Annotated in this window: 8 protein-coding genes and 3 rRNA genes; 8 read left to right on the top strand and 3 right to left on the bottom strand. The window is 47.0% G+C overall.

Going from position 1 to position 13,651, the window contains the following annotated elements:
* Window positions 1-32: 32 nt before the first annotated feature.
* Together BS617_RS12080 and BS617_RS12075 are read right to left on the bottom strand one after the other, a co-directional pair.
* Window positions 33-1,160, bottom strand: a complete 1,128-nt coding sequence (locus BS617_RS12080) for an anhydro-N-acetylmuramic acid kinase (RefSeq protein ID WP_075173044.1) — start codon at window positions 1,158-1,160, stop codon at window positions 33-35.
* Complete coding sequence (locus BS617_RS12075) at window positions 1,160-2,533, bottom strand: peptidoglycan DD-metalloendopeptidase family protein (RefSeq protein ID WP_075173043.1); 1,374 nt, start codon at window positions 2,531-2,533, stop codon at window positions 1,160-1,162. The genes BS617_RS12080 and BS617_RS12075 overlap by 1 nt, the downstream gene beginning before the upstream one ends.
* Before the next feature lie 185 nt (window positions 2,534-2,718).
* Here BS617_RS12075 and tyrS point away from each other — a divergent pair, with 185 nt between their 5' ends.
* The 6 genes from tyrS (at window position 2,719) to BS617_RS18180 (ending at window position 10,390) form a co-directional block, all read left to right on the top strand.
* Window positions 2,719-4,014: a tyrosine--tRNA ligase gene (gene tyrS / locus BS617_RS12070; protein ID WP_075173042.1), complete on the top strand. Its 1,296-nt coding sequence runs from the start codon at window positions 2,719-2,721 to the stop codon at window positions 4,012-4,014.
* Between the two features lie 591 nt (window positions 4,015-4,605).
* Window positions 4,606-6,146: ribosomal RNA gene (locus BS617_RS12065) — 16S ribosomal RNA — on the top strand.
* A 266-nt stretch (window positions 6,147-6,412) separates the two neighbouring features.
* A 23S ribosomal RNA gene (locus tag BS617_RS12060) occupies window positions 6,413-9,300 on the top strand.
* Window positions 9,301-9,432: 132 nt separating this feature from the next.
* Window positions 9,433-9,548: ribosomal RNA gene (gene rrf / locus BS617_RS12055) — 5S ribosomal RNA — on the top strand.
* Together the 16S, 23S and 5S rRNA genes form the textbook arrangement of a ribosomal RNA operon.
* Window positions 9,549-9,702: 154 nt before the next feature.
* A complete protein-coding gene (locus BS617_RS12050) occupies window positions 9,703-9,957 on the top strand; it encodes an FAD assembly factor SdhE (protein WP_075173041.1) in 255 nt (84 codons plus the stop codon).
* Complete coding sequence (locus BS617_RS18180) at window positions 9,941-10,390, top strand: protein YgfX (RefSeq protein ID WP_139303165.1); 450 nt, start codon at window positions 9,941-9,943, stop codon at window positions 10,388-10,390. Before BS617_RS12050 ends, BS617_RS18180 begins: the two co-directional genes overlap by 17 nt.
* Here BS617_RS18180 and nadB read toward each other — a convergent pair.
* Window positions 10,344-11,948 carry an L-aspartate oxidase gene (gene nadB / locus BS617_RS12045; protein ID WP_075173040.1) on the bottom strand — a complete coding sequence of 535 codons (1,605 nt, stop codon included), beginning with the start codon at window positions 11,946-11,948 and terminating at the stop codon, window positions 10,344-10,346. The two genes, BS617_RS18180 and nadB, sit on opposite strands and share 47 nt — an antisense overlap.
* A 242-nt stretch (window positions 11,949-12,190) precedes the next feature.
* Between nadB and rpoE the strand changes: the two genes are divergently transcribed.
* Together rpoE and BS617_RS12035 are read left to right on the top strand one after the other, a co-directional pair.
* On the top strand, window positions 12,191-12,775 hold the full coding sequence (gene rpoE / locus BS617_RS12040; protein ID WP_170870347.1) for an RNA polymerase sigma factor RpoE: 585 nt from the start codon (window positions 12,191-12,193) through the stop codon (window positions 12,773-12,775).
* Between the two features lie 29 nt (window positions 12,776-12,804).
* Window positions 12,805-13,650, top strand: a complete 846-nt coding sequence (locus BS617_RS12035) for a MucB/RseB C-terminal domain-containing protein (protein ID WP_083610012.1) — start codon at window positions 12,805-12,807, stop codon at window positions 13,648-13,650.
* Window position 13,651 lies beyond the last annotated feature (1 nt).

The raw sequence follows: 13,651 nt of genomic DNA, 5'->3' as shown, positions 1-13,651 counted from the left end.
TTTTTTATGACGGCTAATTTTTTATCGTCCCATTAGGCAGGATAAATCGCGCCTAAGATCGTACTCTTTTTTGCTCCTGTTACTGCTGGGCTATTACCGCTTTGGTTGGTTAATGTGCGATATGCTAACCATGCAAAAGCAGAGGCTTCTACCCAATCAGGGTGCAGCCCTAAGGTATGGGTGGTCGCTAATTCGGAATCAGGGTTTAACGCTTGTAACCGTTGCATGAGCGTTTGATTGCGAGCACCACCGCCGCAAACATATAGCTCAGGTGTTGTCAGGGCTATGCGTTCTACTTCTTTTGTTATTGTGAGTGCGGTGAGTTCGAGCAATGTGGCTTGGACATCTGCGTCATTTACATGGTTATATCTTGTTAAGATGTGATCCAGCCACTCAATATTGAAATCTTCTCGGCCAGTGCTTTTGGGTGGAGCTATATGGAAGAACTCGCATCCCATCATGGCGTTGAGTAAGTTGGGCTGGCAGGTTCCTGATGCTGCCCATTGTCCGTCTTTGTCGTACTCAACCCCTTTGTTTTTTTGAATCCATGCATCCAGTAATACGTTGCCAGGCCCTGTATCAAAGCCAAGCAGTTTAGGCAGTTTGGATTCAGATAGAATAGTAATATTCGACATGCCACCGATGTTAATGATGACGCGATCTTTGCCTGTTTCTCGAAATATATCATCATGAAATGCAGGCACTAACGGAGCGCCTTGACCTTCGCATGCCATATCCCTTCGACGGAAATCAGCAACTGTAGTCACTGCTGTTTTTTCGGCAATAATATTTGCATCGCCTATCTGTAGAGTAAAGCCTGCTTCTGGGCGGTGCCGGATTGTTTGGCCGTGTGAGCCAATTCCGTGAATCAATGCGCGTGGAAGGTTATGTTCCGCTATAAAGTTGTTCACTGAGTCTGCAAATAAGTGACCTAAAGCGACATCTAAGCGTCCGAGCTTTTCGATCTCATTATTACCTGCCTGGGTGAGCGATAAGATATTGCTGCGTAATAGGCTGGGTAACTCGAATCCCTGCGCGGCAATAAAGCGAGTGCGATTGTTAGAGGGATTAATAGAAATGGCTGCTATATCTAGTCCATCTAAGCTCGTACCGGACATGATCCCTATATAAATAGGGTGAGTGTTGTCTGTTCTTTGCATTATTGAGCGCTCGCGTAGCGGACAGAGTATGTTTCCAATTGTGCCATCATCTGGTTGGCAATTTGCCGAAATGCTAACCGTTCTTTACTTGCCACGGGCTCTGCTTGAGGGAATTTAACGGTCATTGGGTTCTTGTGCGTGCCGTCTACTCTGAACTCATAATGTAAATGAGGCCCAGTAGCTAAGCCGGAGCTGCCTATGTACCCGATGGTTTGGCCTTGTTTAACACGGCTGCCTTTTTTAAGCTGAGTATTGTACTTTGACATGTGGGCATACAAGGTTTGGATTTTGCCACCATGTTCAATAATAATAGTCCGTCCATATCCCCCCTTAGTACCAAGCCAAATGACTTTCCCATCACCCGAAGCTTTGATAGGGGTTCCTGTTTTGGCTGCATAATCGACCCCTTTATGTGCTCTAATTTTGTTGAGTACAGGGTGTTTACGCGATAGGTTGAATCGAGAGCTAATGCGAGCAAAGTCTACAGGCATCCTCAAAAAGGCTTTGCGCATGCTATGACCTTCAGGGGTGTAATAACGAGTGCGTCCATCTGAGTCAGTATATCTAACGGCGGTATAGGTTTTTCCTTGGCTGATAAATTGGGCGGCCACTATGTTCCCATCCCTAATTTTTTTGCCATCTAAAAACTGCTCATTGTAGATAATACGAACACTGTCTCCATTGTGAATATCTTGGGAGAAGTCGATATCCCAGCTAAATATAGAGGCAAAGCGCATGATCATGTTGTCGGAAAGCCCTGCGGATGCTGCATCTGAAAATAAAGAGTTATGAATACTGACTTCTGTAAACCGTTCTCGCGTTTCAGGGGGGCGCTCGATTGTTCTTACCTGATACTGATGGGGTGCTCCGGGGTTTAGAGACTCTATGACGATAGTTTTTAACGCGTTTACTTGATACTTAATTTTGTTTAAACGGCCATTGCCCACTTGAAAGGCCAATTTTTCGCCTGGGTATAAGCGGCTGAGTTCTTTGCCTTTACTGGTGGCCTGGCTAACGTAATGAACATCTTGAGCGCTAAGCCCAGCGCGTCTAAATAAGGATGTTAAATTATCATCTTTTTGAACGCTGTATATGACCCAGTTATCTGGTGTTTGATCGGTACTCGATCCCTGCTCAGGAGCGTTTAAAGATGCCGGTGTGTTTTCTTGTGTATGGGCACTAGAAAACTGTAGAGCTAAAGAGTTGGAAGTTCGCTCCGGTGCGCTTTTGTGATCTCTTAATTCCCGTGTCGCTGAGACATTTTCTGAAGGAAGCAAAAGCAATGTAATACCTAAAATCAGTCCGCATATGCTAGCTGCAGCCAAATGGACAGGGGGGAAGTTGTTTTTTAGAGTTTGAAAGTGCTGCAACATATAACTTACCAATAACAAGCAATAGAGGGCTAACGCCCTTTTGAGCAGAAATATACATCAGTTTATAAAGGTGTAGCGGCTTTTAAGCCATTTTGTTGATGTGTTTCAGAGATATTTGTTCAAAACATCACCTGTAGGTAGAATGCTGCCTCGTTTAATTTGGTTTTTTAAAGGGTTTTTTGAAAATGAGTGAGTTGACACTGTTAGAGGATTTGAAAGCGCGTGGTCTTGTCGCGCAGATGACCAGCGAAGAAGAGCTGGTAGCGCACCTTAATGATGGCAGTGTCACACTTTATTGTGGCTTTGACCCTACAGCAGATAGCTTGCACATTGGTAGTCTTGTACCTTTGTTGGCGCTCAAGCGATTTCAATCTTACGGTCACAAACCTCTTGCGCTTGTTGGAGGGGCAACCGGTCTAATTGGTGATCCTAGCTTTAAAGCACAAGAGCGCAAATTGAATGATGATGAGACGGTCTCGACTTGGGTTGAAAAACTTAAAGCTCAGGTTAGCGCTTTCGTTGATTTCGATTGCGGTAGCAACAGCGCTGAAGTGGTGAACAATCTTGACTGGACGCGTAATTTGGATGTGCTGACTTTCTTGCGGGATGTCGGTAAGCACTTTTCGGTTAACCAAATGGTTGCAAAAGAGTCTGTAAAGCAGCGTATTGATAGGGAAGGAGATGGTATCTCTTTCACTGAGTTTACATACATGATTCTGCAATCTTATGATTATCAGCAGTTGAACAAATCGCACGGATGTACTTTACAGATAGGCGGATCTGATCAATGGGGTAATATCACAGGTGGTACTGAATTAACGCGCCGTATGAATGGTAATAAAGCGTTTGGTTTAACGTTACCGCTTATTACGAAGTCTGATGGGACTAAGTTTGGTAAAACTGAATCAGGTACTATTTGGCTATCTGCAAATAAAACATCGCCTTACGCATTTTACCAATTCTGGTTACAAACCGCTGATGCTGATGTATATCGTTTCCTTAAGTACTTCACTTTCTTATCGGTAGAAGAAATCGATCAATTAGAAGAAGCCGATAAAGTGCGTCAAGGTCGTCCTGAAGCTCAGGGCGTGTTGGCTCGTGAGGTTACAAAGTTAGTTCATGGTGAGGCTGGTTTAGAAGCGGCTCAGCGTATTACAGAAGCATTGTTCTCTGGTAATGCGGATCAGCTAAGTGAATCAGATTATGAGCAGCTTAGCCAAGATGGCCTGCCGACAACTTCGCTTGATTTAAACTATCTGGCCGATCTGCCTTTAACGCAATTACTCTCAGAAGCAGATATGGGAACAGGCAAGCAAGTAAAAGACGCGCTACAACGAAATGCCGTGATTGTTAATGGCGAAGCGCAAGGGTTAGATGCAATTGCCAAGTCTGCTGATGTGTTTGCTGCTGAGAAGGCGCGCTTTAATAAGTACTTCTTAGTGAAGCTTGGTAAGAAGAAGCATCAATTGTTTACTATTTGATCATTTTCGGGCTCGCTAGCTTCTTAATAAAGGCGCCTTTTATGAGCGCCTTTATTTTTTGGCCTTTTTTACCTCTTTTTCACGATAATTTAACAATTAGCGGTTGACTCTAAATGGGGTGTCTGTAGAATGCGCACTCCTTGCTTAGGACGGCAGCGAAAGCGGCTTTGAACAGAGCAAGGCGGTGTTATTTAAGTGGTTGAATAAATTGATCTTTTAGATGGTTTTGTTCATTAAATAACAACGAGTTGTTAGCGTGTTTTGCTCAGCTTTGTTTTTGAAAATACTCGAAAATAAAATGCAAAATAAACGTTGACAACGACACGGGGTTCGGTAAAATACGCGCCTCACTGAACGAGACGGCACAACGCGAAAGCGGGTAGCGAGTCGGATGCAAATCAAACGTTCAGCGCTCTTTAACAAATTGGTCAGATAATTCGTGTGGGCGCTTGCTGGGATGAAGCTACAAAAGCTTTATCAGGTAAGCAACCAAGTGAATTCATGTAAACATACGTTTTATGAAGTAATGAAGTTAGCGAACCTGAGTCAGATTTAGATTGTTGAAGCTTCGGCAAAGACGATCGAAAAATTAAACTGAAGAGTTTGATCATGGCTCAGATTGAACGCTGGCGGCAGGCCTAACACATGCAAGTCGAGCGGTAACAGATCTAGCTTGCTAGATGCTGACGAGCGGCGGACGGGTGAGTAACGCGTAGGAATCTACCGAGTAGTGGGGGATAGCCCAGAGAAATTTGGATTAATACCGCATACGCCCTACGGGGGAAAGGAGGGGATCTTCGGACCTTTCGCTATTTGATGAGCCTGCGTAAGATTAGCTAGTTGGTAGGGTAAAGGCCTACCAAGGCGACGATCTTTAGCTGTTCTGAGAGGATGATCAGCCACACTGGGACTGAGACACGGCCCAGACTCCTACGGGAGGCAGCAGTGGGGAATATTGGACAATGGGGGCAACCCTGATCCAGCCATGCCGCGTGTGTGAAGAAGGCCTTCGGGTTGTAAAGCACTTTCAGATGTGAGGAAAGGTTAGTAGCTAATAACTGCTATCTGTGACGTTAACATCAGAAGAAGGACCGGCTAACTCCGTGCCAGCAGCCGCGGTAATACGGAGGGTCCGAGCGTTAATCGGAATTACTGGGCGTAAAGCGCGCGTAGGCGGCTAAGTCAGTCAGATGTGAAAGCCCCGGGCTCAACCTGGGAATTGCACCTGATACTGCTTGGCTAGAGTACAGAAGAGGGTGGTGGAATTTCCTGTGTAGCGGTGAAATGCGTAGATATAGGAAGGAACATCAGTGGCGAAGGCGGCCACCTGGACTGATACTGACGCTGAGGTGCGAAAGCGTGGGGAGCAAACAGGATTAGATACCCTGGTAGTCCACGCCGTAAACGATGTCAACTAGCCGTTGGGGAACTTGATTCTTTAGTGGCGCAGCTAACGCGATAAGTTGACCGCCTGGGGAGTACGGTCGCAAGATTAAAACTCAAATGAATTGACGGGGGCCCGCACAAGCGGTGGAGCATGTGGTTTAATTCGAAGCAACGCGAAGAACCTTACCTACTCTTGACATCCAGAGAATTCGCTAGAGATAGCTTAGTGCCTTCGGGAGCTCTGAGACAGGTGCTGCATGGCTGTCGTCAGCTCGTGTTGTGAAATGTTGGGTTAAGTCCCGTAACGAGCGCAACCCTTGTCCTTATTTGCCAGCACATAATGGTGGGAACTCTAAGGAGACTGCCGGTGACAAACCGGAGGAAGGTGGGGACGACGTCAAGTCATCATGGCCCTTACGAGTAGGGCTACACACGTGCTACAATGGTCGGTACAGAGGGCTGCAAACCTGCGAGGGTGAGCCAATCTCACAAAACCGATCGTAGTCCGGATTGGAGTCTGCAACTCGACTCCATGAAGTCGGAATCGCTAGTAATCGTGGATCAGAATGCCACGGTGAATACGTTCCCGGGCCTTGTACACACCGCCCGTCACACCATGGGAGTGGATTGCACCAGAAGTAGATAGTCTAACCTTCGGGGGGACGTTTACCACGGTGTGGTTCATGACTGGGGTGAAGTCGTAACAAGGTAGCCGTAGGGGAACCTGCGGCTGGATCACCTCCTTAAACGATTAGCCGAATCCTGGCATAGCGTTCACACGAATTATCTGACCGAGACAGTTAAGCGCGGAATTTGAGAAAGCCTCAAGTTCTAAGTTATACGTATCGCAAGCACTGCTTGCTGTACCTATCACTTAAAGCTTCATGCTTTAAACGCTCTTTAACAATATGGATTTGATGAAATTAAAGTCTTGTTTTTAACAAGCGCCAAGTAAAAGTAATTTTATCGTTACGAGAAACATGTTTCTTGAACAGACGCCTTCGGGTTATATGGTCAAGTGACAAAGCGTGCACGGTGGATGCCTTGGCAGTCAGAGGCGATGAAGGACGTGGTAACCTGCGAAAAGCGTTGGGAAGGTGGTAAACAACCTGTGATCCAACGATGTCCGAATGGGGAAACCCACCCAACTTGTTGGGTATCTCATACTGAATACATAGGTATGTAGAGGCGAACGAGGGGAACTGAAACATCTAAGTACCCTTAGGAAAAGAAATCAACCGAGATTCCCTTAGTAGCGGCGAGCGAACGGGGACCAGCCCTTAAGTTGGTAAATGGTTAACAGAACGCTCTGGAAAGTGCGGCCATAGTGGGTGAAAGCCCCGTATGTGACAACCTATTACCAATGAAATCGAGTAGGACGGGACACGTGATATCCTGTCTGAATATGGGGGGACCATCCTCCAAGGCTAAATACTCCTGACTGACCGATAGTGAACCAGTACCGTGAGGGAAAGGCGAAAAGAACCCCTGTGAGGGGAGTGAAATAGATCCTGAAACCGTGTACGTACAAGCAGTGGGAGCGGTCCTTGAGACCGTGACTGCGTACCTTTTGTATAATGGGTCAGCGACTTAATTTCAGTAGCAAGGTTAACCGTATAGGGGAGCCGTAGGGAAACCGAGTCTTAATAGGGCGTATAGTTGCTGGGATTAGACCCGAAACCGAGCGATCTATCCATGGGCAGGTTGAAGGTTGAGTAACATCAACTGGAGGACCGAACCGACTGTCGTTGAAAAGCCAGCGGATGACCTGTGGATCGGAGTGAAAGGCTAATCAAGCTCGGAGATAGCTGGTTCTCCTCGAAAGCTATTTAGGTAGCGCCTCGTGTCTCACCATTGGGGGTAGAGCACTGTTTCGGCTAGGGGGTCATCCCGACTTACCAACCCGATGCAAACTCCGAATACCAATGAGTGCAATCACGGGAGACACACGGCGGGTGCTAACGTCCGTCGTGGAAAGGGAAACAACCCAGACCGCCAGCTAAGGTCCCAAAGTTCTAGTTAAGTGGGAAACGATGTGGGAAGGCTTAGACAGCTAGGAGGTTGGCTTAGAAGCAGCCACCCTTTAAAGAAAGCGTAATAGCTCACTAGTCGAGTCGGCCTGCGCGGAAGATATAACGGGGCTAAAACTAGACACCGAAGCTGCGGATGCACGTAAGTGCATGGTAGAGGAGCGTTCTGTAAGCCGTTGAAGCGGAAGCCGGGAGGCACCGTGGAGGTATCAGAAGTGCGAATGCTGACATGAGTAACGATAAGGGAGGTGAAAAACCTCCCCGCCGGAAGACCAAGGGTTCCTGTCCAACGCTATTCGAGGCAGGGTGAGTCGGCCCCTAAGGCGAGGCAGAGATGCGTAGTCGATGGGAAACGGGTTAATATTCCCGTACTGGTTATAACTGCGATGAAGGGACGGAGAAGGCTAGGCTAGCGCGGCGTTGGTTGTCCGCGTTTAAGGTAGTAGGTTGAGGACTTAGGCAAATCCGGGTCCTTAAGACTGAGAACTGATGACGAGCTCCCATGTGGAGTGAAGTAGTTGATGCCATGCTTCCAGGAAAAGCTTCTAAGCTTCAGGTTATAACGAACCGTACCCCAAACCGACACAGGTGGTCAGGTAGAGAATACTAAGGCGTATGAGAGAACTCGGGTGAAGGAACTAGGCAAAATGGTGCCGTAACTTCGGGAGAAGGCACGCTCCTGACGGTGATCCCCTTGCGGGGTAAGCTGTTGGGAGTCGAAGATACCAGGTGGCTGCGACTGTTTATTAAAAACATAGCACTCTGCAAACACGAAAGTGGACGTATAGGGTGTGACGCCTGCCCGGTGCCGGAAGGTTAATTGATGGGGTTAGCTTCGGCGAAGCTCTTGATCGAAGCCCCGGTAAACGGCGGCCGTAACTATAACGGTCCTAAGGTAGCGAAATTCCTTGTCGGGTAAGTTCCGACCTGCACGAATGGCGTAACGATGGCCACACTGTCTCCACCCGAGACTCAGTGAAATTGAAATCGCTGTGAAGATGCAGCGTACCCGCGGCTAGACGGAAAGACCCCGTGAACCTTTACTATAGCTTCACAGTGGACTTTGACATTACTTGTGTAGGATAGCTGGGAGGCTTTGAAGTGTGTACGCCAGTATGCATGGAGCCAATCTTGAAATACCAGCCTGGTACTGTTGAGGTTCTAACTCAGGTCCCTAATCGGGATCGAGGACATTGTGTGGTGGGTAGTTTGACTGGGGCGGTCTCCTCCCAAAGAGTAACGGAGGAGCACGAAGGTACCCTCAGGCTGGTCGGAAATCAGCCAATGAGTGCAAGCGCATAAGGGTGCTTAACTGCGAGACAGACACGTCGAGCAGGTACGAAAGTAGGTGCTAGTGATCCGGTGGTTCTGTATGGAAGGGCCATCGCTCAACGGATAAAAGGTACTCCGGGGATAACAGGCTGATTCCTCCCAAGAGTTCACATCGACGGGGGAGTTTGGCACCTCGATGTCGGCTCATCACATCCTGGGGCTGAAGCCGGTCCCAAGGGTATGGCTGTTCGCCATTTAAAGTGGTACGCGAGCTGGGTTTAGAACGTCGTGAGACAGTTCGGTCCCTATCTGCCGTGGGCGTTTGAGATTTGAGAAGAGTTGCTCCTAGTACGAGAGGACCGGGGTGAACGAACCTCTGGTGTTCCGGTTGTCACGCCAGTGGCATTGCCGGGTAGCTATGTTCGGACGGGATAACCGCTGAAAGCATCTAAGCGGGAAGCCCCCTTCAAGATGAGATCTCGCTGGGGCCTTGAGCCCCCTAAAGAGCCGTTCAAGACCAGGACGTTGATAGGCTGGGTGTGGAAGCGCTGTGAGGCGTTGAGCTAACCAGTACTAATTGCTCGTGAGGCTTGACCATATAACGCCAAAGGCGTGTGTGAGAGACATGTAAGTGAGTAGGCTGCGGCTGAAAGCGGATGTAGAGATAAGATTGCTAAGACTTGAGTGTAAAGACAAGACCTTCATCGAATTCATATTGTGACAGTTTATGCTTGGCGACCATAGCGAAGTGGAACCACCTGATCCCATCCCGAACTCAGTAGTGAAACGCTTTAGCGCCGATGGTAGTGTGGGGTCTCCCCATGTGAGAGTAGGTCATCGCCAAGCTTTTATACCGAACCCCTGATTGCGCTGCAGTCAGGGGTTTTTTTATGCGCAGTTAAAATTATTTACAAGTTTATAACAGGCCGTTATCTGGACTAGCTGTTTTGAGTATTGTCTAATGTGACGGTTGATTTGAACCTATTGGAAAATATAGTTGATGTATACAGAAGATGATATTCGCCGTTTAACTTGGCAAAGCCGTAGGGGTATGTTGGAGCTAGATCTGTTGTTTGTTCCTTTTATGGAGGAGGCTTTTCGAGGTCTGCCTCAAGAGGATCAAGATCGGTTTGTGAAGTTGTTAGAATGTGAAGATCAGGATCTATTTGTATGGTTGATGGAGCGGGAGGCTCCTGGCGATCCCGATATGAATAGAATAGTAAGGATTATTTTAGACCGTGTTCAGCCCAGTTAAAATAACTGTTGGTTCTTCTGCTTGGTTGAGAGCCTTGCAATGGGCGGTTGGCGCAATTGCTGTGCTATCTGTATTACTCGCTGAGATACACGTCGTAATATGTATAGGGTGCCTGCTGCTAATTGCTTATCTGTCGGTGGGTGAACTTCGTTTACCTGTCACAGGTATGGTGTGGGATCTAAATAAAAAGCACCTTAAAATTAAATGCTCAGAAGAGCTTCAATGGTCTGGTGTTTCAAAGATCAGTTCGATTGTCTATACGCCGTTGTTTGTATATTTAAAAGTTATCACTACAGCTGCACAGCCGCGTCATGTGTTAGTGATCAGAGACTCTGTGGAAAAGAGTCAGTACCGCAAACTAATGGTTGCGGCACGACTCGGTAAGCTTACGATTGCATGCGAGCCCATTCAAAATTTATTGGTGTCAAAATAGTGTCTCGCGCTTCCGGTAATTGATTTGGATAATCGCGTGTATAGTGCAATCCTCTACTCTCTTTGCGTAAAGCGGCAGATCGGATAATTAATTCAGATACCAGTGCTAGATTACGTAATTCTAATAAATCCTTGCTGACTTTATAGTTGGAATAATATTCAGTGATCTCTTGTTGTAAAAGATCAACCCTGTGCTGCGCGCGTTGTAATCGCTTGTTAGTCCTTACAATACCAACATAATCCCACATAAAGCGTCTAAGCTCGTCCCAGTTGTGGGAGATGATGACATCCTCGTCTGAGTCGGTAACCTGCGATTCATCCCACATTGGTATTTCTAGCTGTTCAATTGCGGTATTAAAATTCTCAAGTATGTGTTTGCCCGCTGAGTTGGCAAACACAATGCATTCTAGCAATGAATTTGATGCAAGCCTGTTGGCTCCGTGTAGGCCCGTGAACGAGGTCTCACCTATCGCATATAAGCCATCAAGGTCCGTGCAGCCTTGTTCGTTAGTCATGACTCCGCCGCATGTGTAGTGAGCTGCAGGTACTACAGGGATTGGGTCTTTAGTCATATCGATCCCCAACTTTAAACAGCGCTCGTAAATAGTGGGGAAGTGCTCTTTTATGAAATCGGCAGGTTTGTGAGAAATATCTAAAAAGAGGCTATCGCACCCGAGTCGTTTCATTTCATGGTCGATTGCTCTGGCGACGATATCTCGCGGCGCTAGTTCGGCACGCTGATCGAATCGTTCCATAAAGCGTGTTCCATCAGGAAGGAGTAATTTACCGCCTTCTCCTCTGACAGCTTCTGATATCAGAAATGATTTTGCTTGTGGGTGGTACAAGCAAGTGGGGTGGAATTGGTTGAATTCTAAATTAGCAATGCGGCAGCCTGCGCGCCATGCCATGGCAATGCCGTCGCCGCTTGCGCCATCTGAATTGCTGCTATAAAGGTAAGCCTTTGAGGCGCCCCCGGTTGCTAGTACTACAAAGCGGGCTCTAAATACTTCTACATGCCCTGTCTTTTCATTTAGAACGTAAGCACCTAAGCAGCGGTTATTGGCTAATTTGAGTTTTCTGCGTGTGATCAAATCAACCGCTGTACAGTGTTCAAACAAATGGATTGAAGGGTGCTCTTTTGCTCGATCTATTAGTGTTTCTTGTACGGCACGCCCAGTAGCATCTGCAGCATGAATGATGCGGCGATGAGAGTGACCACCTTCTTTAGTAAGATGGTAATGATCACCTTCTCGGGTAAAAGGAACACCTTGTTGAATGAGCCATTCGATAGATGACTTTCCGTGGTTAACAGTAAACTCCACCGCATCAGCATGACTTAAATTGGCGCCGGCTGTGAGCGTGTCGTCAATATGGTTTTGAACCATGTCCTCTTTATCGAGTACGGCTGCAATACCGCCTTGGGCAAGCCAAGTCGAACCGCTGGTTAAGTCGCCTTTACTGAGTACCGCTACTTGTGCGTGCTCTGATAACTGAAGTGCTAGTGACAATCCTGCCGCACCACTTCCGATAATTAGCACATCAAATTCTTGTTGAATCATCTATCATGCTTCACGTTTAATTAGCCCTCCGCTATTATGCCGCTAAGAAGGCAACTACGTCATATTTTTTACATAGTTGGCATGAACTTATTACAAACTTGCGAATCATAACGACAGTACAAGAAAAGTTACTGATTGCTCCCCGATAAACTAAAAGGCTGTTGCACTTATGATTGTTGGGTCGAGCATTGGCATTGAACGTCAGTAGATGTCGGGTTGATTTATTATTTTAAGGATCATAGGTGTCGATCGAAAACCAGACTGATATTGACCAAAAACTAGTAGAACGTGTCCAAGCCGGTGATAAGCGCGCTTTTGATCTATTAGTGGGTAAATACCAGCATAAAATTGTTGGCTTAGTGAGTCGCTATGTTTACGACCACCATGAAGCTATGGATATTGCACAAGAGGCATTTATTAAAGCTTATAAAGCTTTGCCGCGTTTTCGTGGGGACAGTGCTTTTTATACTTGGTTGTACAGAATAGCAATAAATACGGCTAAGAATCACTTGGTATCCAGAGGGCGTAGGCCGCCTGATGTCGATGTTGATGTGGTTGATGCAGAATATTTTGATGGAGGAGACGAGCTTAGGGAACTTGAAAACCCTGAAAACAGTCTATTCCGCGATGAGTTACAAGCCACGGTTAAACGTGCGCTTGATCAGTTACCTGAAGATTTGCGTGCAGCGCTTACGCTGCGTGAGTTTGAAGGCATGAGTTATGAAGATATAGCCGCCGTTATGGATTGTCCTGTAGGCACTGTTAGGTCCCGTATATTCCGGGCCCGGGAAGCTATAGACAAAGAGATTGCTCCGCTTTTGTCGTGAGCAATGCTAAATAATGTTACGAGGGTAAGATGATGGGCTATGAGTCTCATGAGTCGCTTTCTGCGGCGATGGATGGTGAAGTATCATCCTTTGAATTACGCCGTGTAGTAGAGCGTCTTTCTTCAGAGAAAGCGCTTGAAGACAAGTGGCAACGATATCACCTATCACAGCACGCGATGCATAACGGGGCAATGAATCACTCAGTGAAAGAAGTAGATTTAGTTTCTCGAGTGCAAGCTGCTTTAGAAAATGAGGCGGCACTCGTCGCTGAAAATGAATCTTCGAGTGAGTCAGTTGCTACTGAAAAACAATGGTGGAAGCCGTTTGCCAGTATGGCGGTCGCCGCTTCAGCAACGGCCGTTGTCATTTTAGGCGGACAAAGCTTTACGCAAGATGATACCGTTGCTCCTGCTGCTACCTCTCAGATAGCATTAGCCGGTCCTACATCATCTCCTGATATACAAAGAACACAATATAGCAATTTGGCGCCTCAAAGCTCTGTGATGACAGCATCTTATGAGCAGCCAGAAGTTATTCGTTTATCTCAGGGGCTCAAGCGCTACATTGATCAGCATAATCAGTTGCTAAGTGAATCGCAGCCAGCTTGGGAAGCAGACTGGTTACCAGAAGGTTACAGTCGCGTTCGCCATGAAGTGATGCCGCATGCTGAAATCATGGTTTACAGTAATGGTCGTCATGACGTCTCAGTAAGCATTGAGCCAAAAGGTCGTCAAACAGTACCTGCGGGCGTAACACAGTCCGATAATGTTGTTGCTGTAGGCGTGGAGAAAGGGCAGAACTTTGTCACGGTTGTTGGGGATGTTCCCTTAATGATCGCTGATAGAATAGCCGCTTCGGTTAATAAAACTCACTAGT

The organism is Neptunomonas phycophila, assembly GCF_001922575.1.
GTDB classification, from domain to species: domain Bacteria; phylum Pseudomonadota; class Gammaproteobacteria; order Pseudomonadales; family Balneatricaceae; genus Neptunomonas; species Neptunomonas phycophila.
This window is presented reverse-complemented; position numbering and strand designations above follow the sequence as displayed.